The organism is Streptomyces sp. NBC_00582, from assembly GCF_036345155.1.
GTDB lineage: Bacteria > Actinomycetota > Actinomycetes > Streptomycetales > Streptomycetaceae > Streptomyces.
Genome location: NZ_CP107772.1, coordinates 4,049,458 through 4,075,348, shown reverse-complemented (window position 1 = coordinate 4,075,348; position 25,891 = coordinate 4,049,458). Strand labels below are relative to the sequence as shown.

26 protein-coding genes are annotated in these 25,891 nt (G+C 71.9%); 13 read left to right on the top strand and 13 right to left on the bottom strand.

The annotated features are described in order from the left end of the window. The first annotated feature begins 81 nt into the window (after positions 1 to 81). The 5 genes from sigE (at position 82) to OG852_RS17780 (ending at position 5,297) form a co-directional block, all read left to right on the top strand. Entirely contained in the window at positions 82 to 852 is a 771-nt protein-coding gene (gene sigE / locus OG852_RS17800; RefSeq protein ID WP_330348421.1) for an RNA polymerase sigma factor SigE, read from the top strand. Continuing rightward, complete coding sequence (locus OG852_RS17795; protein ID WP_133912569.1) at positions 849 to 1,796, top strand: zf-HC2 domain-containing protein; 948 nt, start codon at positions 849 to 851, stop codon at positions 1,794 to 1,796. The genes sigE and OG852_RS17795 overlap by 4 nt, the downstream gene beginning before the upstream one ends. 91 nt (positions 1,797 to 1,887) lie before the next feature. After that, on the top strand, positions 1,888 to 3,843 hold the full coding sequence (locus OG852_RS17790; RefSeq protein ID WP_330348420.1) for a S1C family serine protease: 1,956 nt from the start codon (positions 1,888 to 1,890) through the stop codon (positions 3,841 to 3,843). Positions 3,844 to 4,069: 226 nt separating this feature from the next. Beyond that, the gene (locus OG852_RS17785) at positions 4,070 to 4,498 is read left to right on the top strand and encodes a sec-independent translocase (RefSeq protein WP_330348419.1); all 429 of its coding nucleotides are present in this window, start codon (positions 4,070 to 4,072) and stop codon (positions 4,496 to 4,498) included. A gap of 136 nt (positions 4,499 to 4,634) precedes the next feature. Further along, complete coding sequence (locus tag OG852_RS17780; RefSeq protein WP_330348418.1) at positions 4,635 to 5,297, top strand: hypothetical protein; 663 nt, start codon at positions 4,635 to 4,637, stop codon at positions 5,295 to 5,297. Between the two features lie 109 nt (positions 5,298 to 5,406). Here the strand turns inward: OG852_RS17780 and OG852_RS17775 are convergent, their stop codons facing one another. Genes OG852_RS17775 through OG852_RS17765 form a run of 3 tightly spaced genes read right to left on the bottom strand, consistent with a single transcriptional unit; the run spans position 5,407 to position 8,519 of the window. Then, positions 5,407 to 6,540 carry an Mrp/NBP35 family ATP-binding protein gene (locus tag OG852_RS17775; RefSeq protein WP_330348417.1) on the bottom strand — a complete coding sequence of 378 codons (1,134 nt, stop codon included), beginning with the start codon at positions 6,538 to 6,540 and terminating at the stop codon, positions 5,407 to 5,409. A gap of 43 nt (positions 6,541 to 6,583) precedes the next feature. Then, complete coding sequence (locus OG852_RS17770; RefSeq protein ID WP_133912564.1) at positions 6,584 to 7,198, bottom strand: DUF1003 domain-containing protein; 615 nt, start codon at positions 7,196 to 7,198, stop codon at positions 6,584 to 6,586. Next, entirely contained in the window at positions 7,188 to 8,519 is a 1,332-nt protein-coding gene (locus OG852_RS17765; protein WP_330348416.1) for a magnesium transporter MgtE N-terminal domain-containing protein, read from the bottom strand. The genes OG852_RS17770 and OG852_RS17765 overlap by 11 nt, the downstream gene beginning before the upstream one ends. A 217-nt stretch (positions 8,520 to 8,736) precedes the next feature. Between OG852_RS17765 and OG852_RS17760 the strand changes: the two genes are divergently transcribed. After that, positions 8,737 to 9,486 (top strand): hypothetical protein, encoded by a 750-nt coding sequence (locus tag OG852_RS17760; RefSeq protein ID WP_330348415.1) that lies wholly within the window; start codon positions 8,737 to 8,739, stop codon positions 9,484 to 9,486. 56 nt (positions 9,487 to 9,542) lie between these two features. Here the strand turns inward: OG852_RS17760 and OG852_RS17755 are convergent, their stop codons facing one another. Both OG852_RS17755 and OG852_RS17750 read right to left on the bottom strand, forming a co-directional pair. Continuing rightward, positions 9,543 to 10,055, bottom strand: coding sequence for a hypothetical protein (locus tag OG852_RS17755; RefSeq protein WP_330348414.1), 513 nt, complete (start codon positions 10,053 to 10,055; stop codon positions 9,543 to 9,545). A gap of 23 nt (positions 10,056 to 10,078) precedes the next feature. After that, positions 10,079 to 11,224 (bottom strand): magnesium and cobalt transport protein CorA, encoded by a 1,146-nt coding sequence (locus tag OG852_RS17750; protein ID WP_133912560.1) that lies wholly within the window; start codon positions 11,222 to 11,224, stop codon positions 10,079 to 10,081. A 509-nt stretch (positions 11,225 to 11,733) separates the two neighbouring features. Here OG852_RS17750 and OG852_RS17745 point away from each other — a divergent pair. After that, complete coding sequence (locus OG852_RS17745) at positions 11,734 to 12,318, top strand: suppressor of fused domain protein (RefSeq protein ID WP_133912559.1); 585 nt, start codon at positions 11,734 to 11,736, stop codon at positions 12,316 to 12,318. A 73-nt stretch (positions 12,319 to 12,391) separates the two neighbouring features. Here the strand turns inward: OG852_RS17745 and OG852_RS17740 are convergent, their stop codons facing one another. Then, on the bottom strand, positions 12,392 to 13,603 hold the full coding sequence (locus OG852_RS17740) for an MFS transporter (RefSeq protein WP_330348413.1): 1,212 nt from the start codon (positions 13,601 to 13,603) through the stop codon (positions 12,392 to 12,394). 126 nt (positions 13,604 to 13,729) lie between these two features. Between OG852_RS17740 and OG852_RS17735 the strand changes: the two genes are divergently transcribed. From OG852_RS17735 to OG852_RS17725, 3 genes are all read left to right on the top strand, one after another. Beyond that, positions 13,730 to 14,371 (top strand): DUF6758 family protein, encoded by a 642-nt coding sequence (locus tag OG852_RS17735; protein ID WP_133912557.1) that lies wholly within the window; start codon positions 13,730 to 13,732, stop codon positions 14,369 to 14,371. Between the two features lie 247 nt (positions 14,372 to 14,618). Continuing rightward, positions 14,619 to 15,476 (top strand): PHP domain-containing protein, encoded by an 858-nt coding sequence (locus tag OG852_RS17730; protein WP_133912556.1) that lies wholly within the window; start codon positions 14,619 to 14,621, stop codon positions 15,474 to 15,476. 50 nt (positions 15,477 to 15,526) lie between these two features. Continuing rightward, complete coding sequence (locus OG852_RS17725; protein WP_133912555.1) at positions 15,527 to 16,132, top strand: MarC family protein; 606 nt, start codon at positions 15,527 to 15,529, stop codon at positions 16,130 to 16,132. A gap of 73 nt (positions 16,133 to 16,205) precedes the next feature. Here the strand turns inward: OG852_RS17725 and OG852_RS17720 are convergent, their stop codons facing one another. Further along, positions 16,206 to 16,358, bottom strand: a complete 153-nt coding sequence (locus tag OG852_RS17720) for a hypothetical protein (RefSeq protein ID WP_133912554.1) — start codon at positions 16,356 to 16,358, stop codon at positions 16,206 to 16,208. A gap of 193 nt (positions 16,359 to 16,551) precedes the next feature. On the opposite strand from OG852_RS17720, the gene OG852_RS17715 reads away from it, so the two are divergent. Next, positions 16,552 to 17,448 carry an NYN domain-containing protein gene (locus tag OG852_RS17715; protein WP_166663548.1) on the top strand — a complete coding sequence of 299 codons (897 nt, stop codon included), beginning with the start codon at positions 16,552 to 16,554 and terminating at the stop codon, positions 17,446 to 17,448. On the opposite strand, the gene OG852_RS17710 is transcribed toward OG852_RS17715, so the two are convergent. Both OG852_RS17710 and OG852_RS17705 read right to left on the bottom strand, forming a co-directional pair. Then, on the bottom strand, positions 17,445 to 18,332 hold the full coding sequence (locus OG852_RS17710; protein WP_166663547.1) for an alpha/beta fold hydrolase: 888 nt from the start codon (positions 18,330 to 18,332) through the stop codon (positions 17,445 to 17,447). The two genes, OG852_RS17715 and OG852_RS17710, sit on opposite strands and share 4 nt — an antisense overlap. Before the next feature lie 124 nt (positions 18,333 to 18,456). Beyond that, complete coding sequence (locus tag OG852_RS17705; protein ID WP_330348412.1) at positions 18,457 to 21,348, bottom strand: DEAD/DEAH box helicase; 2,892 nt, start codon at positions 21,346 to 21,348, stop codon at positions 18,457 to 18,459. Positions 21,349 to 21,859: 511 nt separating this feature from the next. Here OG852_RS17705 and OG852_RS17700 point away from each other — a divergent pair. Further along, entirely contained in the window at positions 21,860 to 22,636 is a 777-nt protein-coding gene (locus OG852_RS17700; RefSeq protein ID WP_133912876.1) for a ferritin-like fold-containing protein, read from the top strand. A gap of 63 nt (positions 22,637 to 22,699) precedes the next feature. Here the strand turns inward: OG852_RS17700 and OG852_RS17695 are convergent, their stop codons facing one another. The 4 genes from OG852_RS17695 to OG852_RS17680 form a co-directional block, all read right to left on the bottom strand. Then, positions 22,700 to 22,969 carry a hypothetical protein gene (locus OG852_RS17695; RefSeq protein WP_133912551.1) on the bottom strand — a complete coding sequence of 90 codons (270 nt, stop codon included), beginning with the start codon at positions 22,967 to 22,969 and terminating at the stop codon, positions 22,700 to 22,702. Positions 22,970 to 23,145: 176 nt separating this feature from the next. Then, positions 23,146 to 23,373, bottom strand: a complete 228-nt coding sequence (locus OG852_RS17690) for a DUF3107 domain-containing protein (RefSeq protein WP_030784015.1) — start codon at positions 23,371 to 23,373, stop codon at positions 23,146 to 23,148. A 147-nt stretch (positions 23,374 to 23,520) separates the two neighbouring features. Continuing rightward, entirely contained in the window at positions 23,521 to 24,162 is a 642-nt protein-coding gene (locus OG852_RS17685) for a TetR/AcrR family transcriptional regulator (RefSeq protein ID WP_133912550.1), read from the bottom strand. 229 nt (positions 24,163 to 24,391) lie between these two features. Next, entirely contained in the window at positions 24,392 to 24,613 is a 222-nt protein-coding gene (locus OG852_RS17680; RefSeq protein ID WP_133912549.1) for a hypothetical protein, read from the bottom strand. Between the two features lie 200 nt (positions 24,614 to 24,813). Here OG852_RS17680 and OG852_RS17675 point away from each other — a divergent pair, with 200 nt between their 5' ends. Further along, positions 24,814 to 25,785: an alpha/beta fold hydrolase gene (locus tag OG852_RS17675; RefSeq protein WP_330348411.1), complete on the top strand. Its 972-nt coding sequence runs from the start codon at positions 24,814 to 24,816 to the stop codon at positions 25,783 to 25,785. Positions 25,786 to 25,891 lie beyond the last annotated feature (106 nt).

The window sequence follows — 25,891 nt, the reverse complement described above, 5'->3', positions numbered from 1 at the left end:
CTGACGCAGCCGTATGAGCCGTATCAGCACAGATCAAATTCTCGTAAAACCGCTTATCCGGAGCTAACGGGCGAGGTGGCTATGGTAGGGGCTCCACTGGACACCACCAGAGCCGACAGGGGAGGTGCGGCTGCGCCTGTGGATCGGGGAGGAGTGCTGCGGCGCTTCCTCGGATCGGCGGGCAGGCCGAAATCCGTGAACGACACCGCTGACCACCGTCACGCCGGCGACTACGCCCAGACCGCGACCTTCTCCACCGACGCGGACGGGCAGGCGTGGACTCCGCCCACCTGGGAGGAGATCGTCAGCATGCACAGCGGCCGGGTCTACCGGCTCGCCTACCGTCTCACCGGCAACCAGCACGACGCCGAGGACCTCACGCAGGAGGTCTTCGTCCGCGTCTTCCGCTCCCTGTCGACGTACACGCCCGGCACCTTCGAGGGCTGGCTGCACCGCATCACCACCAACCTGTTCCTGGACATGGTCCGCCGCAAGCAGCGCATCCGCTTCGACGCGCTCGGCGAGGACGCGGCCGAGCGGCTGGCCAGCAAGGAACCCACCCCGCAGCAGGTCTTCAACGACGCCCACTTCGACGCGGACGTCCAGCAGGCCCTCGACACCCTCGCGCCCGAGTTCCGCGCCGCGGTCGTCCTGTGCGACATCGAAGGACTGTCGTACGAGGAGATCGCCGCGACGCTCGGCGTCAAGCTGGGCACGGTCCGCTCGCGCATCCACCGCGGCCGCTCGCAGCTCCGCAAGGCCCTCGCGCACCGCTCCCCGAAGGCGCGCGCCGAGCGCCGCTCCTTCGCGGCCCGGGTGCCCGCTCTGGGAGGAGGGGGCGCGACCGCGTGAGTGGAACTCGACGCAACCCCGCTGAGGGGCTCCTCGCGGAGCAGCATCTGGGAGACCGGCTCTCCGCCCTGGTGGACGGTGAGCTCGGTCATGACACCCGTGAGCGGGTCCTGGCGCATGTGGCGACCTGTCCGAAGTGCAAGGCCGAGGTCGACGCCCAGCGCCGGCTGAAGAACGTCTTCGCGGAAGTGGCCCCGCCCGCACCCTCCGAGAGCTTCCTGGCCCGTCTCCAGGGGCTCCCCGGAGGAGGTGACCCGGACGGCGGCAGTACGCCGCTGGGCAGGGGAGGCTTCGGTGACGGCGTCTTCGGAATGAGCGGGGACGAGCCGTTCTCCTTCGGCTATGTGCCGGCCCGTGAGCACGGCTCCGCGCTGCCGCCCGCCGACCGCGGCTTCCGCATCCACCCCGTCGGCCGTGACAGCGAGCGCTCCCGGGGCATGCGGTTCGCCTTCGTCGCCGCCGGCGCGGTGTCGCTGGCCGCGATCGCGCTGGGCGGGATGAACACCGGTGCGCCGGTCGACACCGCCGCGGACGCGCGGGGCGGGAGCGGCGGCAGCAATGTGACACCGGCCCGCTCCCCGGGCTCAGCCTCGGCGCCCGAGAACCAGCGGCGCCGGTCCACCGGACCGCTGCTCGCCCAGGGCGGCCAGCTCCTCGGCACGCCCGCGGCGCCCACCGAGGTCTCCGCCCCGCTGCTGCCCGGTGTGCCCTCCCCGGCCTCCGGACACGCGGAGCAGACGGCGCTGCACCGGCTCACCGCCCCGGTGATGGCCGGAGCGGCCGCCATGTCCCCTCTGATACGTCCGCTCGGTACGACGCCGCCGATCGCCGTGACCTCGTGGGCCACCGCCCCCGAGATCTCCGGCCCCGCCCTGCTCGCCGCGCCCGTCCCCGACACCACCTCCGCCCCCACCGCCTCCCCGTCCCCGCGGGACCTCCGCTGACCCGGTCCCCGCGACCGGTGTGCCGTGAACCTGGTTGAATCCAGGAGGCGGGGTTCACCCAGCCGTGACCGGGTCCGACTGTGGGGAGAGCATGGACGAGGGGACGGGGGCCTCCGGCGGCAAGGCCGGGGAGGCGGGTGCGGGGGACTACGAGCTGGACCTGCCCTTGAGCACCGGGGGCGCGGGCGAGGCCGGGGGGCCGGGGAGCCCGCCGGTGGAAGCGGGTGACGTGGCTGCCGAGGAGCAGGCCGTAACGCCGTCCGCCGAGGCGGCGCCTGTCGCTCCCGCGCCGGTCACCGAGGAGCCTCCCAGGCCGTTGCACGACCCCGACTCCTACAGCACCCCGCCCTACGGCCATCCGGGCCCCTGGGCCCCCGCCCCACCCGTCCAGCACCCGGCGACGACGCTGTCCCAGGGCACGCCGCCCGCCGTACCGCCCGCGGCGGAGCCCGCCGCGGGCGTCGCCACCGCACCCGACCTGACGGCACCCGGGCTCCCGGGGGCTTCCGTGCCTGTCCCGTCGGCTCCGGCGGTAGCACCCGAGGCAGCGCCCGCGCCCGGCTTGGTGGCACCCGGGCTCCCGGGGGCTTCCGTGCCTGTCCCGTCGGCTCCGGCGGTAGCACCCGAGGCAGCGCCCGCGCCCGGCTTGGGGGCACCCGGGGTCCCCGTGCCTCCCTCGTCGGCTCCGGCCGTAGCACCCCAGGCAGCGCCTGCCGACGTATCCGGCCTGGCGGCATCCGGTGGTGCGGAGGGATCCGGGGGCCCGGTGTCCCCCGGGTTTCCCGCGTCGCTCCCTTCGGCTTCCGAAGCCCGGACACTCCCGGCGCCCCCCACCCCCTCGGACAACCCCTGGCGTCGCTACGACCCCTGGGCTCCCGTCCCCGTCGGCCCCCTGCATCAGACCGGGGCCGCCGTGCTCGGTGAGGATGCGCGGCGGCGGCAGGTGCGGAAGCGGATCGCCGGGGGAGCGTTGGCTCTGGCGTTGGTGTCCGGGGTGCTCGGCGGGGTCGTGGGGGCTCAGCTGGAGCGCCGGGGCGGGTTCGGTGGGGTGGAGCTGCCGCAGGCCTCCGCGGAGCCCACCGGGAGGGCCGCGGACAGTGTCGCGGGGATCGCGGCCCGCGCCCTGCCCAGCGTCGTCACCCTGCACGTCAGCGGCAGCGAGGAGTCCGGCACGGGCACCGGGTTCGTCCTCGACACCCGCGGTCACATCCTCACCAACAACCACGTCGTCGAGCCCGCCGGGAGCGACGGCGAGATAACCGTCGTCTTCAACGGCGGCCAGACCGCCGAGGCGGAGGTCGTCGGCCGGGACAGCGGCTACGACCTCGCCGTCGTCAAGGTCAGAGGCGTCAGTGGGCTGAAACCGCTGCCCCTCGGCAACTCCGACAGCGTCCAGGTCGGGGACCCGGTCGTCGCCATCGGCGCCCCCTTCGACCTGGAGGGCACGGTCACCTCCGGCATCATCAGCGCCAAGGAACGCCCCATCACGGCCGGCGGCGACAGCGGCGACGCGAGCGATGTGTCGTACGTCGACGCGTTGCAGACCGACGCGCCCATCAACCCCGGCAACTCCGGCGGCCCCCTCCTCGACACCGAGGGCCGGGTCATCGGCATCAACTCCGCCATCCGCTCCGCCGTCGACGGCCCCGACTCCGGCGACGGCGAGGCCGGCTCGATCGGCCTCGGCTTCGCCATCCCCGTCAACCAGGGCAAACGCGTCGCCGAGGAGCTGATCAACACCGGTCACGCGACCCACCCGGTCATCGGCGTCACCCTCGACCTGGACTACGCGGGCGACGGCGCCCGGGTCAGCACCAGGGGCGGCGACGCCGGCGCCCCGGTCACCCCGGGCGGCCCCGGCGCCCTGGCCGGGATCAAGGCGGGGGACGTCATCACCGAGGTCGACGGCACCCGGGTCCACTCCGGCAACGAGCTGATCGTCAAGGCCCGCGCCCACCGCCCCGGCGACCGCCTGGAACTGACCGTCGAACGTGACGGAAAGGAACGTACGCTCTCCCTGGTCCTGGGATCGGCTGAGGGCGACTGAGCGGCAGGCTGTGCACAGCGATTGACAGAAACCTCACAGATCGGACCCCGAAACCCCGTCCGACAAGGCAAACAACGCGGAAAACCGGCCGCGTGCACCCGGTCGGGCAGCGCGGGACGGTACCGGTCGGACAGGTGTGACAGGTACCGTGGACCCGGCCCGGACCACGGAAGACCTGACCTGACCGCCGAGGGCCGAGGACCGCGGACATCCCAAGGAGCTTCAGGTGTTCAATGACATAGGACCGCTCGAGCTGGTGACGATCGTCGTCCTGGCCGTGCTCGTCTTCGGTCCGGACAAGCTCCCGAAGGTCATCCAGGACGTGATGCGTACCGTCCGGAAGATCCGTGAGTTCTCGGAGAGCGCCAAGCAGGACATCCGCGCCGAACTGGGACCGGAGTTCAAGGACTTCGAGTTCGAGGACCTCAACCCCAAGACGTTCATCCGCAAGCAGTTGGACAACGACGAGCTGGGGCTGAAGGAGATCCGTAACGGCTTCGACATCAAGAAGGAGATGGCCGAGGTCACCGAGGCCGTCCACAGCCGTGACACGGACTCCTCCACGGGCTCGTCCGGCGGGCGCATCGACATGACGAAGAAGCCCGAGGACCCGGGCAAGGACGAGCGTCCGCCCTACGATTTCGACGCCACGTGATCTCGGCCCTCTGGCCACTTCCCCGCTGTTCGTGACCGGGTGGCTATGCTGCCTGGTTGTTGTGCGGAGCGGACGAGTACGCCCGAAGGGGGGCGGGCCGGACCGTTCCGTCGAGAGCGAGGAGGCGTCCGGGCACATGGAGACGACGAGTCGGGCAGTCGAACAGGCGCCGGCCGCGGAGGGTGGACAGCAGGTCCCCTCCGCTCGGCGCACCGTCGACGGCTACCTGGAGGCGCCCTTCCCGTGGTACGGCCTCGACGAGGCCTTCACGGGGCCGCGCTGGCTGATGCAGGTCGGGACGGCGGCCGACGGAGCCGTGGAACACGGGTCCATCGGACACGGTGACGAACCCTCCGTACGGCACGAGACGGCCGGGGAGGACCGGGGGAGGTTCGCGGTCGTCGTGACCGTCGCGGCGAATCCGTCCCGGCGGAGCGCCGACGGGACGGGGCTGCTGGAGGCCACCTCGGTATCCTCGGCGGCCTGGCTGGCGGGGGTGGGACTGCTGTCCTTCACCTGGCCGGGGCAGATGGACCACAGCCTGCGGGACGACTGGCTGGACCAGCAGACAGAGACGGCGTGGGCCCTGGCCGACGATCTTTCCGGGCCGGAGTGGTCCAGCCTCTCCCTGCCGGTGGACGGGGTGCCGATGCCGTTCCACTACCGCGAGTCGGGGTTCGGGTGGGTGCTGGCCGGATCCACCGAGCAGGGGGTGCATCTCGGGGCGTACGGGAGAGGGATGAGCGCTTATGGGCTCGGGTTCTCCGTGGTGAAGGACATCGCCGCGTACGTGGTCTAGCTCGGTGGGGAACCGCGGGCCGTGCGTGGCTGCTCGCGCCCGCGCGGCGGAGCCGCATGCCGATGCGGCCCCGCGCCCCTGAGGTCGGCCGACCCCGAGGTCGGTCGTCCTAGAACTTGTTCTTGGGGGTGATCCCCAGCGAGAGGCCCGAAAGGCCCCGCTGGCGGCCTCCCAGCTTTCCGGCGATCGCCCGCAGAGCGGACCCCGCCGGGCTGCCCGGGTCCGTCAGGACCACCGGCTTGCCCTCGTCGCCGCCCTCGCGGAGGCGGACGTCGATCGGGATGGAGCCGAGGACGGGGACCGTGGCGCCCGTCGTGCGGGTCAGGCCGTCCGCCACGAGCTGGCCGCCGCCCGTGCCGAAGACGTCGACCATCTCGCCGCAGTGCGGGCAGGGCAGGCCGGACATGTTCTCGACCACGCCGACGATCTTCTGGTGGGTCTGGACGGCGATGGCGCCGGCGCGCTCGGCGACCTCGGCCGCCGCCTGCTGCGGGGTCGTGACGACCAGGATCTCCGCGTTCGGGACGAGCTGGGCCACCGAGATCGCGATGTCACCGGTGCCCGGCGGGAGGTCCAGGAGGAGGACGTCCAGGTCGCCCCAGTAGACGTCCGCGAGGAACTGCTGGAGGGCGCGGTGGAGCATCGGGCCGCGCCAGACCACCGGGGCGTTGCCCGGGGTGAACATGCCGATGGAGATGACCTTCACGCCGTGCGCCGACGGCGGCATGATCATGTTCTCGACCTGGGTCGGGCGGCCGTCCGCGCCGAGCATGCGCGGCACGCTGTGGCCGTAGATGTCGGCGTCGACGACGCCCACCTTCAGACCGTCGGCCGCCATCGCCGCCGCCAGGTTCACCGTCACCGAGGACTTGCCGACGCCGCCCTTGCCGGACGCCACCGCGTAGACCCGGGTGAGGTTGCCGGGCTTGGCGAAGGGGACCTCGCGCTCGGCCTGGCCGCCGCGCAGCGCGTTCGCCAGCTCCTTGCGCTGCTCGTCGCTCATCACGTCGAGCGTGACGTCGACACCGGTGACGCCCTCGACGCGGGAGACCGCCTCGGTGACCCGCTGGGTGATCGTCTCGCGCATCGGACAGCCGGAGACCGTCAGGTACACGGTGACCGCGACCGTTCCGTCCGCGCCGATCTCCACCGACTTGACCATCCCCAGCTCGGTGATGGGGCGGTTGATCTCCGGGTCGTTCACCGTCGCCAGTGCCTCGCGCACCGCGTCTTCGCTAGCCATAAGGACGATGGTACGGCGCCCCCGGGGGCCCGCGGCCAGCCCCTCAGCGGTCGTCTGCGTCACGTCCCGGCGACCGATCCGCCGGGAATACGACCTTGTCCTCGCGGCCTCCGTGACCGTTGTGGCGGTCGTCCAGCTCCTTGAGCATGTCCTGCAGCTCGTTGCGGATCCAGTCGCGCGTGGCGACCTCGCCGAGGCCCATGCGCAGCGCCGCGACCTCCCGGGTGAGGTACTCGGTGTCGGCGATCGACCGCTCGTTCTGCTTGCGGTCCTGCTCCAGGTTGACGCGGTCGCGGTCGTCCTGCCGGTTCTGCGCGAGGAGGATCAGCGGGGCCGCGTAGGAGGCCTGGAGGGACAGCATCAGGGTGAGGAAGATGAACGGGTAGTTGTCGAAGCGCAGGTCGTGCGGGGCGAAGACGTTCCACAGCACCCACACGATGATGACGACCGTCATCCAGACGATGAACCGTCCGGTGCCCAGGAAGCGCGCGATGCGCTCGGACAGCCGGCCGAAGGCCTCCGGGTCCCATTCGGGCAGGAGCCGGCGGCGCGGGGGGCGCGGCTGGTCGAGCCGGGCGCGCGGGCGGGTGGTCGCGGTCGCGCCGGCGGGTGCGCGTTCGCGCGCGCCCTCACGCGTGCCGTCACGCTCAGGAGCCATGCGGGACCACCCCCTCGCCCGTCTTGTCGCCCGTCTTGTCGCCCGTCTCGTCGTTCGTCTCGTCGTTCAGATGGAACTCGGTCTCCCGCCAGTCCTCCGGCAGCATGTGGTCCAGTACGTCGTCCACGGTGACCGCGCCGAGGAGCGACCCCGCCTCGTCCACCACGGGCGCCGCGACCATGTCGTACGTCGCGAAGAACCCGGCGACGACCGGTAGCTGCGCCTCCGGGTCGAGCGCCTGGAGGTCGTCGTCGAGGACCGCGCTCACCAGGGTGTACGGCGGTTCGCGCAGCAGCCGCTGGAAGTGGACCGTGCCCAGATACTTGCCGGTGGGGGTCTCGTCGGGTGGGCGGCAGACGTAGACCTGGGCGGCGAGCGCGGGGGACAGGTCGGGGTTGCGGACCCGTGCGAGGGCGTCGGCGACGGTCGCGTCGGGGCGCAGGATGATCGGTTCGGTGGTCATCAGACCGCCGGCGGTGTGCTCCTCGTAGGACATCAGCCGCCGCATGTCGGCCGCGTCGTCGGGCTGCATCAGGCTCAGCAGCCGTTCCTTGTCCGCCTCGGGCAGCTCGGCGAGCAGGTCGGCCGCGTCGTCGGGGTCCATGGCCTCCAGGACGTCCGCCGCGCGTTCCTCCTTCAGCTTGCCGAGGATCTCGATCTGGTCGTCCTCCGGCAGCTCCTCCAGGACGTCGGCGAGGCGGTCGTCGTCGAGGGCGGCGGCGACCTCGGCGCGCCGCTTGGCGGAGAGGTGGTGCAGGACGTTGGCGAGGTCGGCGGGGCGCAGCTGCTCGAAGGTGGCGAGGAGGCTCTCGGCGCCCTGTCCGTGCTCCTCCAGGGAGAACCCGGTCACCGCCGACCACTCCACCGTCAGCGTCTCGCCCTTGGCCCGGCGGAAGGCGCCGCCCTTCTTGCCCTTGCGGACGAAGACGCGGGTGATCTCCCAGTCGCGGCGGGCCGGGAGCTGCTGCACGGACACATCGAGGACGGTGACCTCCTCGCCGGTCTCGACGAGGGTGACCCGCCGGTCGAGCAGTTCCCCGAAGACGAGCCGCTCGGTGGGCCGCTGCTCGAAGCGGCGGACGTTGACCACGCCGGTGGCGATGACCTGGCCGGACGCGACGCCCGTCACCCGGGTCATGGGCAGGAAGATACGGCGCCGGGTGGACAGTTCGACGACCAGACCGAGCAGCCGTGGGGGACGGCGGCCGACGCGGAGCATGACGACCAGGTCGCGTACGCGGCCCACCTGCTCGCCGTTGGGGTCGAAGACCGGGACACCGGCGAGGTGCGAGACGAAGATCCGGGGGGCACCGGCTGCCATGGCTGTGGTTCCCTGCTTCCTTTTCCGTACTGCGGTGCTGCTGGCTTCCTTTTCCGAACCTTCCCGATTGCCCGCTCCTGCGGGCTTCAGGCTAGCCCGTCCCGATCGGATACGCCCTGGTGAGCGGTCCCGACGGACCCGTTCCGACGGCGCCCCGGGACCCCGGTACGCTGCCGTACGCCGCTCAGCACACCCCCGCAGAAAGGCAGCCTCCCCTGTGACTGCGATTCCCCAGGGCCGTACCCGCCGGGCCGCGCTGCTGAGCGCGATGTGCGCACTGGTCGTGGGTCTGGGAGCGGGGTGCAGCGAGGATCCGGACGCGGGCACGAACGGCGTGGGCAAGCTGCCCGCCGCGCAGATCCAGGCGAAGACGAAGACGGCGGCCGGGTCGGTGGACGCGGTGCGGTTGGCGGGGACCGTGGTCACCAGCGGCCGTACGTACAAGCTCGACATGCGGCTGAAGGAGGACGGCGGCTCCGGCTCGGTCACCTCCGAGGGGGCCACCTTCCATCTGCTGCGGGTCGGCGAGCAGCTGTACCTGAAGGCCGACGCGGCGTTCTGGACGCATGAGGACGGCGCGTCCGACGACGACGCGAAGGACACCGCCGCCGCGGACAAGCTCGACGGCAAGTACGTGAAGGTGCCGTCGGGGGACCCCTCGTACAAGAAGTTCAGCGTCTTCACGGACAAGGACCTCCTTCTCGACGGTCTGCTGACCCTGCACGGCGCGGTGAAGACGGACGGCCACCACGAGCAGTCCGGCATCCGCACCATCCGCATCACCGGGGACGGCGGCGACGGCGGCACCCTGGACGTCTCCCTGGAGGGCGAGCCGTACCCGCTGCGCCTGGTCCGGGCAGGCGGCGCGGGCACCCTGACCTTCTCGTCCTGGGGCAAGGACTTCACCCTGGAGGAGCCCCGGAAGGGCGAAACGGTGGATTACGGCCAACAGCTCCCGACGTCGTAGACGTCCTGGGGCGCGGGGAACCGCGCGGCCGGCCCCCACGGCCCGCACCCGGGGAACTACCGCTTCCGCCGCCGCACCAACAACCGGTGCAGCCCCGCGGGGATCGCCTCACGCGTGGTGGCGGGCGACGGCACGGGCCGCGCCGCCAGATCCCCCTCGGGCAGCGGCAACACACCCCCCGTCGGCTCCAGGCGGAGCACCCGGCACTCCCGCGCCCAGCGCCCCGGCATCGCCTCACCGTCGGCCGCGTTCAACCGCTTGCCCTTGAGCTCGGCGACAGCCGCCTCCCACGGCTCCGACCCCGGCGCGAGCTGGACGACCGCGGCCGTCCAGGAGACCAGCCGGCCCCCCTTGTCCTTGCTGCGGACGGTGACCTCGGCGGTGCCGCCCCCGGCGAGCCCCGGCAGCGGCTGCTCCCCGGGCCCGTCGCCGACCACGCAGGCCGCGCCCTCGTGCCACGCGTGCCACAGCGCACGCGCGGCCGGTTCACCCGCGCCCTTGACCCAGATGAGGCCGGACTTCTTGGTGGCCTCCTCGACGAGGGCCTGGTCGAGCAGCTCGCTAGTCATGGGCTCAGCGTATCCAGCCGCGCTCAGAGCCAGCCGTTGCGCTTCAGGGTGCGGTGGATGCCGACACACATCCCGACCATGACCGTCATGACGACGGGGTAGCCGAACTTCCAGTGCAGTTCCGGCATGTAGTCGAAGTTCATGCCGTACACCCCGCAGACCATCGTCGGTACGGCGATGATGGCCGCCCAGGACGTGATCTTGCGCATGTCCTCGTTCTGCGCGACGGAGGCCTGCGCGAGGTTGGCCTGGAGGATCGAGTTGAGCAGCTCGTCGAAGCCGACGACCTGCTCCTGGACGCGGGCGAGGTGGTCGGCGACGTCACGGAAGTACTTCTGGATGTCGGGGTCGACCAGCCGCATCGGCCGCTCGCTGAGGAGCTGCATCGGCCGCAGCAGCGGGGAGACGGCCCGCTTGAACTCCAGCACCTCACGCTTGAGCTGGTAGATCCGGCCGGCGTCGGTGCCGCGCGGGGTGCCCTTGCGGCCCGGCGAGAACACCTCGGTCTCGACCTCGTCGATGTCGTCCTGGACGGCGTCGGCGACCGCGATGTAGCCGTCGACGACGTGGTCGGCGATCGCGTGCAGCACCGCCGAGGGGCCCTTGGCGAGCAGCTCGGGGTCGTCCTGGAGGCGGTGGCGCAGCGCGCGCAGCGAGCCCTGGCCGCCGTGCCGGACGGTGATGAAGAAGTCCTTGCCGGTGAAGCACATGACCTCACCGGTCTCCACGACCTCGCTGTTGGCGGTCAGCCGGTCGTGCTCGACGTAGTGGATCGTCTTGAAGACGGTGAAGAGGGAGTCGTCGTAGCGCTCCAGCTTGGGGCGCTGGTGGGCCTGCACCGCGTCCTCCACGGCCAGCGGGTGCAGCCCGAACTCGCCCGCGATGCCGGAGAATTCGGCCTCGGTCGGCTCGTGCAGCCCGATCCACACGAAGCCGCCGTCGCGCCGGACCTGGCGCATGGCCTCCTGCGGGGTCAGCGCGTGCCCGAACTCGACGCGGCCGCCGTCGCGGTAGACGGCGCAGTCGACGACGGCCGACGGCATCGCCGGGTCGCGGGTGGTGTCGTAGGCGCCGGTGTCCACCCGGACACCGCCCTTGCGGACGCCGCCCTTGAGCAGGGAGGGGCGGGCTGGGCGGACCACGGCACGCAGGTCGCGGATCATCGACATGGCAGGGCTCCTTCGCGTCGGGCAACGAAAGGCCGTTTGACGGGTGGAACTACCCGGAATGGGGACGTCCTGCTTCGGATGTTTGGCACGTCCACAAAGCGGGGAGCACCGCACCGTCGCGGTGGCGAGTTTCGCTGCTGATTGAGATCAGACGGATGCTGCTGATTCAGATCAGACAGATCAGGCAAAACGAAACGAAGTGCTCTTCCGCGTGAAGACGCGAACAGGGAAGGCGGCGGTCAGCCGGAACCAGGAGCAGCATCAGCGGCCGGAAGAGCGAGTGGTACTGCACGGGTGACTTCGATCCATGACAGCCCCACCTCCTCCAGCCGGTCCCTCGTAAGGGAGTCCCATCGGGCGTCGGGACAAGATCGCGACTCCCCCAGTGCCTTGACGGCCTGGGCGGTAACCCCGTCTGCGTGCTGCCCCAACCACCGGCCCAGAGTATCAGTCGCCTGAAGTGTCAAGGCGCTGCTTTGCCCGGTACTGACGAGTTCTATGCTCGCGACATGGCTGATGTTCTTCCTCTCGTCGAGGCCCGGTTGCGTACGGCGCTGGGCGAGCCGGACGCCCGCGCGGCGGTCACCTTCCTCGGTACGGACCGCATCGAGGTGCTCCGCTTCCATGAGGGCGACATCGTCCGTTACGCCACGCTCGGCATGTCCGCGCAGCCGATGACGGACCCCACCGCGGTCCTCGCCGACCCCGTCAAGGGTCCCCGCGCCGAACTGGTCGTCTCCGTACGGGGCGGGCTCGCCGAGACCGACAAGGTGCTCCGCCCGCTGGCCGTACTCGCCGCGTCTCCACAGGTCGAGGGCGTGGTCGTGGCCCCCGGCGCCTCCCTGGACGTCGGTGAACCGCTGTGGCCCGGCGCCCCGTTCAGCTCGGTCCTGGTCGCCGAACCGGGCGGCCTGGTGGAGGATCTGGAACTGGACGAGCCGCTCGACCCGGTCCGCTTCCTCCCGCTGCTCCCCATGACCGCGAACGAGGCCGCCTGGAAGCGGGTGCACGGCGCCCAGGCACTCCAGGAGCGCTGGCTGACGAACGGGACGGACCTGCGGGATCCCGTCCGGAGGTCCGTCCCGCTCGACTGACGCTCCGTGAGGAACGTCACCAACCGGTGGCCGAAAAGGTGTGGTTGGCGCCGCCCGCCGATCCGTGGACCCGTCAGTTCGCGAAGACGGTGACCGAGTCCTCGGTGGAGTGTCGCAGCGTCAGCTCCTCGACCTCGTGCGTGAGCGCCTTCCGTCGTACGACGACCACTGCCGCGCCGAGCACCGCCGTGACCGCCGCGACCACGAACGGGACACGGGGGTCGGTCCACTCCTCGATCTTGGGCGCGAAGTAGGGCGCGGCCGCCGCGGCGAACCAGCGCACGAAGTTGTAGCCCGCGCTCGCCACCGGCCGCGGGGCGTCGGACACGCCGAGCGCCAACTCGGTGTAGACGGTGTTGTTCACGCCGATGAACGCACCGGACAGGACGGTGCAGACGATCGCCGCGGTGTGGTCGCCGTAGCCGAGGGCCAGCACGTCGGCCGCGAGCAGCACCAGTGAGCCGCCGAGCACCCTCAGCGAGCCGAACCGTTCCTGTAGGCGGGGCGCCACGAGGACCGAGAAGACGGCGAGCAGCACGCCCCACGCGAAGAACACCGCCCCCGACCTGTACGGGGTCATGTCCAGCACGAACGGGGTGAAGGCCAGCACGGTGAAGAACGTGTAGTTGTAGAAGAAGGCCGAGGCCGCCGCGGAGGCGAGACCGCCGTGGCCGAGCGCCTTCACCGGGTCGAGCAGCGAGATCCTGCGGGCCGGCTTCGGCTGCTCCTTCAGGAACGCCGTGACGCACAGGAAGCCGACCGCCATCAGGAACGCGGTGCCGAAGAAGGGGTAGCGCCAGCTCGCGTCCCCGAGCACCGCGCCGAGCAGGGGGCCGCAGGCCATGCCGAGGCCGAGGGCGGACTCGTAGAGCAGGATCGCCGTGGCGCTGCCGCCGGCCGCCGCGCCGACGATGACGGCGAGGGCCGTCGACACGAAGAGGGCGTTGCCGAGGCCCCAGCCCGCGCGGAAGCCGACGAGTTCGGCGACCGAGTCCGAGGTTCCGGCGAGGCCCGCGAAGACGACGACGAACGCGAGGCCGAGCAGCAGGGTCCGCCGGCCGCCGATCCGGCTGGAGACGAAGCCCGTCACCAGCATGGCGAACGCGGTGATCAGGAAGTACGAGGTGAAGAGCAGGGAGACCCGGCTGGGTGTGGCGTCGAGACCCTGGGCGATGGACGGCAGGATCGGGTCGACCAGTCCGATGCCCATGAAGGCGACGACGGACGCGCCGGCCGTCGCCCATACCGCCCTGGGCTGACGCAGAAGACCGGAGTTAGTTGGCATATACACACGATAAGTTAGATCGGCTAATTAATGCAAGCTGCACCTATCTTCCTCCGGGGAACCCGTTCCGTCCGGACGGGTGATCGTCCTTGACGTGGGCCTGCTCGGGTAGGACCGTGGGGCCCTATGAGGGGCGAACCCAGTTGCCCGAAGTGTGGTGGCCGGGTCAGGGCTCCCGGACTCTTCTCCGACTCCTGGCAGTGCGATGTGCACGGGACGGTGCATCCGCTGCAGCCCGTGATCCCGCCCAGCGTCGAGGCCCTCAGTGTCGTGGTGCACCGCACGCAGGTGCCCGTGTGGATGCCGTGGCCGCTGCCGGTCGGGTGGTTGTTCACGGGGGTGACCTACGCCGGTGACGACCGCAGCGGCGGACGTGCGACCGCCGTCGCCTGCTCCGGGCCGGGGCCGCTGGGCGGCGTCGCCGAGCTGATCCTCGTCGCGGAGGAACTCGGAGTCGGTCTCGGCGCGCGGTACGCCGGTATCGACGGGCCGGATCCGGGGCCCTACATGAGCGTCGAGAAGCCGGCGCAGGCGAAGGTGCTGGCGGTGGGGCGGCCCACGCCGTTGTGGCATGTCTCGGGGGTGCCGGACGACCGGGCCGTGTTCGCGGGGGAGGCCCGCGGGCTCTGGCTGTGGGCGGTGGTCTGGCCCGAGCAGGCCGGGCTGCTGATGTACGACGAGCTGGTGCTGACGGATCTGCGGGACGCGGGGGCGGAGGTGGAGTTGGTGCCGTGCGGGGCGCTGTCGCCGCGCTTGCTCAAGCCGTAGGGGTGTGTTGTCGCCGCGCTTGCTCAAGCCGTGGGGGTGCGTTGTCGCCGCGCTTGCTCAAGCCGTGGGGGTGCGTTGTCGGGTGCGGGTGGTGGGGGCTTGTCGCGCGGTTCCCCGCGCCCCTTCAGGTGGGGTGCCCTGGCGTTTGTGTAGGGGGTGAACCTCGCTTTCGGGTGTGACATTCGGTGTTCGAATCTGGGCTATGCTGAGGCGTCCCTTCCGTGTGCCGTCCGCTTGGAGTTCGTTCGTGCGTATCGATCTGCACTGCCACTCCACGGCCTCCGACGGTACGGACACCCCCGCCGAGCTGGTGCGCAACGCTTCCGCCGCCGGACTGGACGTCGTCGCGCTGACCGATCACGACACCACCCGCGGGTACGCGGAGGCGATCGGCGCGCTGCCCGAGGGGCTCACCCTCGTCACCGGTGCCGAGCTGTCGTGCCGGATCGACGGGATCTCCCTGCACATGCTGGCCTACCTCTTCGACCCCGAGGAGCCCGCCCTGCTCGCCGAGCGGGAGCTGGTGCGCGACGACCGGGTGCCGCGGGCGCGGGGCATGATCGCCAAGCTCCAGGGGCTCGGCGTGCCCGTCACCTGGGAGCAGGTCGCGCGGATCGCCGGTGACGGTTCCGTGGGCCGGCCGCATGTCGCGACCGCGCTGGTCGAGCTGGGTGTCGTACCGACCGTGAGCGACGCCTTCACCGAGGACTGGCTGGCCGACGGCGGCCGAGCCTATGTCGAGAAGCACGAGACGGACCCCTTCGAGGCGATCCGGCTGGTCAAGGGCGCGGGCGGGGTCACCGTCTTCGCACACCCGGGCGCGAGCAAGCGCGGCCGCACGGTCCCCGAGTCCGCGATCGCCGAGATGGCCGCCGCGGGCCTCGACGGCATCGAGGTCGACCACATGGACCACGACGAGGACACCCGCGCCCGGCTGCGCGGACTCGCCAAGGACCTCGGGCTCCTCGTCACCGGCTCCTCGGACTACCACGGCAGCCGCAAGACCTGTGTGCTCGGCGAGTACACCACCGACCCCGAGGTGTACGGGGAGATCACCCGGCGCGCCACCGGGGCGTTCCCCGTGCCGGGGACCGGCGGGGTCTGAGGGTCACCTCCGCCCGCCCGTCCCCTCTTCCCCGCAAGGCCTGTGTACTGATGTTCGACGTCGCCGTTTTCGGCTCCCTCTTCCTGACCCTTTTCGTCATCATGGATCCCCCCGGGATCACCCCGATCTTCCTCGCCCTGACCGCCGGACGCCCCGGCAGGGTGCAGAAGCGGATGGCCTTCCAGGCCGTCTGTGTCGCGGGCGGTGTCATCACCGTCTTCGGGCTGCTGGGGCACCAGATCCTGAACTATCTGCATGTCTCCGTGCCCGCGCTGATGATCGCGGGCGGGCTGCTGCTCCTGCTGATCGCGCTCGACCTGCTCACCGGCAAGACCGACGAACCGAAGCAGACGAAGGACGTGAACGTCGCGCTCGTCCCGCTCGGCATGCCGCTGCTGGCCGGGCCCGGGGCGATCGTGTCCGTCATCCTGGCCGTGCAGAAGGCCGACAGCGTCGCCATGCAGGTGTCGGTGTGGGTGGCGATCCTCGCGATCCATGTCGTGCTGTGGCTGGTGATGCGCTACTCGCTGCTGATCATCCGCGTCATCAAGGACGGCGGTGTGGTCCTGGTGACCCGGCTCGCGGGCATGATGCTCTCCGCGATCGCCGTGCAGCAGATCATCAACGGGATCACCCAGGTCGTCCGGGCCGGCTGAGCCCGCGTACGCGCAGAGCCCCGTACGGCGATCGGCGCCGTACGGGGCTCTGAAGTGTGGTGAGCGCCGCGGACTATGAGGCCGCGGAGTCGGCCGGTCGGATCCACAGCCGCTGCCCGATGGCGGCGGCGTCCTGCACGATCCGGTTGACGGAGGCGGCGTCCACGACGGTGCAGTCCACGGGCGTGCCGTCGACGTCGTCGAGTCGCATGATTTCGAAGCGCACGGGCTTCTCCCTTCGTCTGGTCATCCTCCTGGAGGATTGCTTGCTACATGAGGAGTCAACGGGCTGCGTGTTACAAACATTCCCTACGCTAAAGAAATTTTTCGAACGACTAATTACCGGCGGGTAAGAGAGTGTGCGGAGACTGAACGGGATCGGTTGTGTTCACAGCGTGACCGCCGGGACAATGGAGGTGATGAACGACGACCTCCCGGCCCTCGCCGCCCGCATCGACCGTACGAACGAGCTGCTGACCCGCATGCTCGCCGAGGTGGCCAAGACACCCTCGACCCACGCGATCTTCGTCGACGCGGGGTACCTCTACGCCGCCGCGGGCCGGCTGATCGCCGGGACGGAGGACCGCAGGGCCTTCGACCTCGACGCCGAAGGGCTGATCGAGGCGCTCATCGACCGCGCCCGCACGATCTTCGCGGACAGCCGGCTGCTGCGCGTCTACTGGTACGACGGCGCCCGACGCCGCATCCACACCGCCGAGCAGCAGTCCATCGCCGAACTCCCCGACGTCAAGGTCCGCTTGGGCAACCTCAACGCCAACAACCAGCAGAAGGGCGTCGACTCCCTGATCCGGACCGACCTCGAGTCCCTGGCCCGGCACCGCGCCATCAGCGACGCCGCCCTCCTCGGCGGCGACGAGGACCTGGTCTCGGCGGTGGAGGCCGCACAGGGGTACGGCGCCCGCGTCCACCTCTGGGGCATCGAGGCACCCGAGGGCCGCAACCAGGCCGAGCCGCTGCTCTGGGAGGTCGACAGCCAGCGCACCCTCGACCTCGACTTCTTCAAGCCGTACGTCGCCCGGCGCACCGCCCCCGCCTACGAGGCGAGCGGCGCCACCCGGCCCACCCGCGAGGACGTCCGCTTCGTCGGCGCCCAGATCGCGGCGAAGTGGCTCGCGGCACGCGGCCGGGAGGCCCTCGCCGAGCTGCTCCCCGGCCACCCCTATCTGCCCGGCTCCGTCGACCAGGACCTCCTGGTGGAGGCCGAGGGCATCCTCCAGTACTCCCTGCGCGGCCAGTCCGACCTGCGGCGCGCACTGCGGGACGGGTTCTGGGAGCACGTACAGACGCAGTACTAGCCCGTGCGGGGGTGTCCGTCCCAGAAGTCGGCGAGGGCGTGGGCCGTCGGGAGGGGCTGGTCCAGGTTCGGTGAGTGCTCGGCCTCCGGGACGACGGTCCGGTCGGCCCGCAGCTCCACGGCCATCGCGTCGAGGAGAGGCAGCGGCCAGGTGTCGTCCCGTGCCCCCGACAGGACGTGGAAGGGCAGTCGTACGGCGGCCAGTTCGGCCACGCGGTTCGGCTCCGCGCACAGCTGCCGGCCCGTGGCGAGCAACTGGGCGGGCTTGTGGTTCAGCCAGCGCAGCCGCAGCTGCTCGGGATCGCCGAAGCCGCGAGCCGGACCCCCGACCTCCTCCGGCGGCCCCATCGCCCGGATCGCCTCCCACACCTCGGGCATCGTCATCACGGCGAGCGCGTCGTGCAGCAGCTTCACACGCAGCTTCTGCGACTCCGAGATCTCGGCCGGCCCCGAGGACATCAGGGTGAAGGACACGAAGGGGGAGTGGTCGATCAGGACCGCCGCACGGGCGATCTGGCCGCCCAGGGAATGTCCCACGAGATGCACGGGTGTGCCGAGCGCCGCCGCCTGCGCGAGCACGTCCCGGGCCAACTCCTCGCGGGCGTAGGGGGATTCGTCGTCGGCCGGCCCGTCCGACTCGTTCTGCCCGCGCCCGTCCACGGCCACCATCCGGTAGCCGCGCGCCGCGAGGGGCCCGTGGAGCCGGTGGAAGTCCTCCTTGCTGCCGGTGAATCCGGGCAGCAGCAGCGCCACGCCCCGCTCCTCGACACCGGCGGCCACCGGCGAGTCGACGACGGCGAAGTCACCGCGTGCGGTCCGCAACGGGTACGCACGGGCACCGGGAGGCGGAGGGAACGGGGTCGAGGAGTCGATCGGCCTGGTCACGTGCCGAGGCTACCCGGAGGGGCTCGCGGCGGAACGCGCGGCCGTCCACCGGGGGGTGGGGAACGCCGACGGCCCGGTTCCTCCGGGTGGAGGAACCGGGCCGTCGGGCCGTGCAGCCGGTGTGTCAGCCGTCCGTGGGATCCGCCGCGGCGGTGGCCTTACGGGTGCGGCGCACCCTCGGCTTCACCTCGGCGGCGTCGACCGCGGCGTCCGCCGTGGCCGCCGTCTTACGGGTACGGCGCGGCTTGGCCTCCGCCTGCTCGGCCGTGGCCTGAGCCGGGATCTCGGCGGTCACCGCGGCGGCGGCCTTGCGGGTACGGCGCGGCTTGGCCTCCGTGGCCTCGGCCGTGTCCACGGCGACCTCCGCCGAAGCGGTGGCGGCGGTCTTGCGGGTGCGACGGGGCTTCGCCTCGGTCACCTCAGTCACCTCGACGGCTTCCGCCGGAGCGGCGGCCGCGGTCTTGCGGGTGCGACGGGGCTTCGCCTCGGTCACCTCGACGGCCTCCGACGCCGGAGCGGCGACCGCGACCTTCCGCGTGCGGCGCGGCTTGGCCTCCGTGCCCTCGGCGGTGTCCACGGCGGCCTCCGCCGGAGCGGCGGCGGTCTTGCGGGTGCGGCGCGGCTTGGCCTCCGCCTCCACCGCCGTGGCCTGGGCCGGGATCTCGGCCGTGGTGGCCGTCTCCGGAGCCTCGGCGACCTTGCGGGTGGTCCGGCGCCGGGGCTTGGCCTCGACGGCCTCGGCCGTGTCGACCACGGCCTCCGCCGGAGCGGCGGCGGCCGTCTTGCGGGTGCGGCGCGGCTTGGCAACCGCCTCGGTGGCCTCCGCCTCCGCCTCCGCCTCCGGAGCGCCGGCGGCGGCCTTCCGCGTACGGCGCGGCTTGGCTTCGACGGCCTCGGCGGTGTCGACCGCGGTTTCCGCCGGGGCGGTGGTGGCGGTCTTGCGGGTGCGGCGCGGCTTGGCCTCCGCGGCCTCGGCCGTGTCCACGGCGGTTTCCGCCGGGGCGGTGGTGGCCGTCTTGCGGGTGCGGCGCGGCTTGGCTTCGACGGCCTCGGCCGTGTCGACCACGGCCTCCGCCGGAGCGGTGGTGGCCGTCTTGCGAGTGCGGCGCGGCTTGGCTTCGACGGCCTCGGCGGTGTCGACCGCGGTTTCCGCCGGGGCGGTGGTGGCGGTCTTCCGCGTGCGGCGCGGCTTGGCCTCGACGGCCTCGGCCGTGTCGACCGCGGTCTCCGCAACGGCCTCGGCGGCCGGAGTCGCGGCAGCGGCCTTGCGGGTGCGGCGGCGCGGTGCGGCGGGGACCTCGGCGGCCGGCTCCGTGCCCTCGGCCGTGGCCACGGCCGTTTCGGCGGACGGGGCCTGAGCCGGCGTCAGCTCCGCAGCCGGGGCCGTCTCGGTGGCCGGGGTGGTCTCCGCGGACCTACGGGTGCGGCGGCGGCGCGGCTTGGCCGGACCCTCGGTGCCCTGCGCGGTCCCGGCGGGGTCCAGGGAGGGGCCCTCCGCGGTCGTCAGGGCCGTCTCCGCGGCCTCGGGAGCCGCGGGCGTCACCGCTGTCACGACGGTCGCCTCGGCGGCCGCTCCGCCGCGCGTACGGCGTCGACGGCGCGGGGTGCGGGACGCGGGGGCCTCCTCGGCCACGGGCGTCTGCTCCGTCGTGGAGACCTCCGGTGCTCCGTCGAGGCCGGCTCCGCCGCGCGTACGACGGCGACGGCGCGGCGTACGGGCCGGACGCTCGCTCTCGGAACGGTCGGCGGAACGGGACTCGCCCCGGCCACCGCGCTCGCCACGGCCCCCACGCTCACCCCGGCCGCCGCGCGCACCGCGGCCGCCCGGCTCGCCCAGGTCCTCCAGCTCCTCCGCGTCCAGCCCCGCGCGCGTGCGCTCGGAGCGCGGCAGGACACCCTTGGTGCCCGCGGGGATGTTCATCTCCTCGAAGAAGTGCGGGGAGGTGGAGTACGTCTCCGGCGGATCGTTGAACGAAAGCTCCAGCGCCTTGTTGATGAGCTGCCAGCGCGGGATGTCGTCCCAGTCGACGAGCGTGACCGCGATGCCCTTGGCGCCCGCGCGGCCCGTACGGCCGACGCGGTGCAGGTACGTCTTCTCGTCCTCGGGCGTCTGGTAGTTGATGACGTGCGTGACGCCCTCGACGTCGATGCCGCGCGCGGCGACGTCGGTGCAGACGAGCACGTCCACCTTGCCGTTGCGGAAGGCGCGCAGCGCCTGCTCGCGCGCTCCCTGGCCGAGGTCGCCGTGGACCGCGCCGGAGGCGAAGCCGCGCTGCTTGAGCTGGTCGGCGAGATCGGCGGCGGTGCGCTTGGTGCGGCAGAAGATCATGGCGAGGCCACGGCCCTCGGCCTGCAGGATGCGCGCGACCATCTCGGGCTTGTCCATGTTGTGCGCGCGGTACACGTGCTGCGAGATGTTCGCGACGGTCACGCCCTCGTCGTCCGGCGCGGTGGCGCGGATGTGCGTGGGCTGCGACATGTAGCGGCGGGCGAGCCCGATGACCGCGCCCGGCATGGTCGCCGAGAACAGCATGGTCTGACGGCGCGCCGGCAGCAGGTTGATGATCTTCTCGACGTCGGGCAGGAAGCCCAGGTCGAGCATCTCGTCGGCCTCGTCGAGGACGAGGGACTTGATGTGCTGGAGGTTCAGCTTCTTCTGGCCCGCGAGGTCGAGGAGCCGGCCCGGGGTGCCGACGACGACGTCGATGCCCTTCTTGAGGGCCTCGACCTGGGGCTCGTAGGCCCGGCCGCCGTAGATGGCGAGGACGCGCACGTTGCGGACCTTGCCGGCGGTCAGGAGGTCGTTGGTGACCTGGGTGCACAGCTCGCGCGTGGGGACGACGACGAGCGCCTGCGGGGCGTCGGTCAGGTCCTCGGGCCTGGCGCGGCCCGCCTCGACGTCGGCCGGGACGGTCACGCGCTCGAGGAGCGGGAGCCCGAAGCCGAGCGTCTTGCCGGTGCCGGTCTTGGCCTGGCCGATGACGTCCGTGCCCGACAGGGCCACGGGGAGCGTCATCTCCTGGATGGGGAAGGGAGTGGTGATGCCGACGGCCTCCAGGGCCTCGGCGGTCTCGGGAAGGATTCCGAGCTCTCGGAACGTCGTAGTCAGGGTGCTGCCTCTTCTGTGTACGCGGTGCGAGGCGAGCGCGGGGGTCTTTGACGGACCGTGCCGGGGACGTCGGCTGCCTTACGGGCAAACCGCATGCGGCAAGCCGTATGACACGGGACCTCTGCCGACGCTCTAGCGCTCGTACCGCTGGGAGGTTCCCTCCGGTCGTCGTACGCGATGTGCCGTACGGCCGGGGAGGGCTGTCGGGTCGGAGCCGATCGGGCCACCGACCGGGCATCCTCATACGTGCGGCCCGTCGAATATTCGGCAGGCGCATTACCACCATACCCCGGAATCGTGCACACGCGATGGCCGATTCGGTCACGTTGTGGTTGTCACACCGCTGGACGGGGTCGCTCGCGTCTTCGTGGTCACACTGATTGACCAGGGACTTCCGGCGCGCGACGAGCGGGCTATTGTGCGCTGCATGACCACCTCTGACAAGCCTGACAACGCCTCCGACGAGCCCGCCGAGCCCACCGAGTCCGCCGAAGCCGCCACGGGGATCGCCGCCCAGGACTGGGCGCGGGCCTCCGCCGAACCGCAGTACCGGGCCGCGGTCGTGGACCTGCTCGGCGCCCTCGCGTACGGCGAGCTGGCCGCGTTCGAGCGGCTCGCGGAGGACGCCAAGCTGGCGCCCACGCTGGAGGACAAGGCGGAGCTGGCGAAGATGGCCTCGGCCGAGTTCCACCACTTCGAGCGGCTGCGCGACCGGCTCACGGAGATCGGCGAGGAGCCCACGGCGGCCATGGAGCCGTTCGTCGCCGCGCTCGACGGCTTCCACCGGCAGACGGCGCCCTCGGACTGGCTGGAGGGCCTGGTCAAGGCGTACGTCGGCGACTCGATCGCCAGCGACTTCTACCGTGAGGTCGCGGTCCGGCTGGACAGCGACACCCGCGCCCTGGTGCTCGCCGTGCTGGACGACACCGGTCACGCCGGTTTCGCGGTGGACCGGGTCCGCGCGGCGATCGACGCCGACCCGCGGGTGGGCGGACGGCTCGCGCTGTGGGCGCGGCGTCTGATGGGCGAGGCCCTGTCGCAGTCCCAGCGGGTGGTCGCCGACCGGGACGCGCTGTCGACGATGCTCGTGGGCGGGGTCGCGGACGGCTTCGACCTCGCCGAGGTCGGCCGTATGTTCTCCCGGATCACCGAGGCCCACACCAAGCGGATGGCGGCGCTGGGGCTCGCGGCCTGAGAGCCTCCTGGTCCTCTGCGCCGGCGCCGAGCGGACCGCTACGGCGGGATGTGTGGCCGTCCGCTACGCCGGGGCCGAGCGGCGGCGCAGGCGGGCGGCCGGGCGGAGGAGCAGGGAGACCGAGGCGGCGGAGACGACCGCCGCGCCGATCAGGCTCGGGAGCAGGGTGCCGGGGCCCAGCGCGCTGTGGGTGACGAAGTCACCGAACAGGGCTCCGGCGATGCCCGTCGCGAGGACGAGGGCGCGGACCGGCAGACGGTGGGACAGGCGCTGGAGCGCCACCCACGCGAGCGCGAGACCGAGCACGGCGGAGCCGAGCGCTTCCAAGATCATGTGGGTCCCTCCCGAGCGGCGGGCCGTGCACCGAGGTCGTAGCCCGTCATACCCGTGACCTGCGGAATGCAATCCTCCTGTGGGGACCACTTGTGAGGCGTCGGTGAACGCGCGAAGGGGCCCGGCGGTCGTACGGACCGCCGGGCCCCTTCGCGTGATGCGTGCCCTGCTCGTGCCTACAGCGCGCCGAAGCCCACCTTGCGCGGGGCGGGCTCGCCCAGCTCGACGTAGGCCAGGCGGTCGGCCGGAACCAGGACCTTGCGGCCGTGCTGGTCCACGAGGCTGAGCAGCTGCGACTTGCCGGCCAGCGCCTCGGCCACCACGCGCTCGACTTCCTCGGGCGTCTGACCGCTCTCCAGAACGATCTCGCGGGGCGCGTGCTGCACGCCGATCTTGACCTCCACGGCTATGTCCCTCCGACGGTCATGGGGTGCGCGGGCGTCCGCGCCGTACGCTGCACACATTAGCCCGGTGAGGGGACGTACACGGCGCGGCCGTCCACGCCAGGAGCGAACAGCGGGCGGGAACAAACGGACGAGGCGCGCCGCGGCTCAGTGCTGATCGGTGCCGTGCAGCGGGAAACCGGCGATGCCCCGCCACGCCAGCGAGGCGAGGAGCTGGACCGCCTGGTCGCGCGGGACGCTGCGGTCGCTGTGCAGCCAGGAGCGGGCGACGACCTGCGCCAGACCGCCCAGACCGGAGGCCAGCAGCATCGACTCCGCGCGCGAGAGGCCGGTGTCCTCGGCGATGACGTCGCAGATCGCCTCGGCGCACTCGTTGGTGACCTTGTCCACGCGCTCGCGCACCGCGGGCTCGTTGGTCAGGTCGGACTCGAAGACGAGGCGGAAGGCCCCGCCGTCGTCCTCGACGTACGCGAAATAGGCGTCCATCGTCGCGCGGACGCGCTGCTTGTTGTCGGTCGTCGACGCGAGCGCGCCCCGCACCGCCTGGATCAGCGACTCGCAGTGCTGGTCCAGCAGGGCGAGGTAGAGGTCGAGCTTGCCCGGGAAGTGCTGGTAGAGCACCGGCTTGCTGACACCGGCCCGCTCGGCGATGTCGTCCATGGCGGCGGCGTGGTAGCCCTGCGCCACGAAGACCTCCTGGGCCGCGCCCAGCAGCTGATTCCGTCGGGCACGGCGCGGCAGGCGCGTGCCTCGCGGGCGTGCCGCCTCTGTCTGCTCGATGGCTGTCACGCCGCCTCCCAAAGTCGTCCTCGTGCGGTGAGCGCCGCGCCGCCATCGTACTTTTCGGTAACCCCGCGGCGCGCGGTGCGAGCGCAGAATTTCACGGACCGGACGATCACAAAAGCGGTACAGAAGGTTTCGAAGCGGTGCAGTCCGGGCAGAATGGGCCCCCGCTCCTGTTCACGATGGAGCCGGATGGAGCTGAATGGAGCCGGGGGAGCCGGGTGGGGCCGTCCGGTCAGCGGTAGTCGTCCTCGTCCAGCGAGACCACGCGCGCCTGTTCGGCGAGATCCGCCTCGTTCGCCCGGGCGGGGTCCACCCCCTCCAGGGGGTCGTCGCGCTCCGCGGTGACGTCCTCGTACTGCTCGGCGACGGCGTTCTCCGGCGCCTCGACGTCGATCTCCCCGAAGTCGTCGTCCTCTTCGGCGAACGTCTCGGGGTCGGTGGGGTCAACGGCCATGCTGGGCTCCCTTCCAACGAACGCCCCCGGAACACATGGGGGCCACACAGCGGGTGCCCTCAGTACGAGCCTAGGAGACACCCGTTTCGGACGCTATGCGATGTGCCCCCCAATCGCGCCGGTATCGCTCCGCGCCCCGCTGCGCCCCTGTGACGCCGAACACACATGGCCGCACGTGATCGTCTCGTAACATTGCCCGCATGTCTTCGACCGAGCTGCCCTCCGTGCCGCCCACCAGTGTGCTGCCGAAGGTGGCCGCCGTCAGGGTCGCCGAGGGCGAGCGGCTGCGGTCGGTCGGGCTGCCGGGCGTCACCCTGACCGTCCGGTCCAGGCCGCCCGCGCGCGAGGGACTCGAACCCGCTCTGTACGTGCACGGCCTCGGCGGTTCCTCGCAGAACTGGTCCGCGCTGATGGCCCTGCTCGACGGGGCCGTGGCGAGCGAGGCCGTCGACCTGCCCGGCTTCGGCGACTCCCCGCCGCCGGACGACGGCAACTACTCCATCACGGCACACGCGCGTGCGGTGATCCGCTACCTCGACGCGTCCGGCCGCGGCCCCGTGCACCTCTTCGGCAACTCCCTCGGCGGCGCGGTGTCCACGCGCGTCGCGGCGGTGCGCCCCGACCTCGTGCGCACCCTGACCCTGGTCTCGCCGGCCCTGCCCGAGCTGCGCGTGCAGCGCACCGCGATCCCCACCGGGCTCGCCGGTCTGCCCGGGGTGACCGCGCTCTTCAGCAGGCTGACGCGCGAGTGGACGGCCGAGCAGCGCGTCAGAGGCGTGCTCGCGCTCTGCTACGGCGATCCCGGCCGCGTCTCCCCGGAGGCGTTCCGGTACGCGGTGGAGGAGCTGGAGCGGCGGCTGCAGCTCCCGTACTTCTGGGACGCGCTGACCCGCTCCACGCGCGGGGTGCTCAGCGCCTACACCCTGGGCGGCCAGCACGGGCTGTGGCGCCAGGCCGAGCGCGTCCTCGCGCCCACCCTGCTGATCTACGGCGGCCGTGACCAGCTCGTCGGCTTCCGCATGGCCCGGCGTGCCGCCCGCGCCTTCCGCGACTCCCGTCTGCTCACGCTGCCGGACGCCGGGCACGTGGCGATGATGGAGTACCCCGAGACGGTGGCCACGGCGTTCCGGGAGCTGCTCGCCGAGAACGCCGACGCGAAACCGGGGGGCTGAGACACACGTGGGACGCCACAGCCGGCGTGGACCTGCGCCCAAGAGCGCACCCAAGAACCCTTCCCGCGCCTCCTCGGGGGGCTCTTCGGGCGCCTCGGGGCGCCAC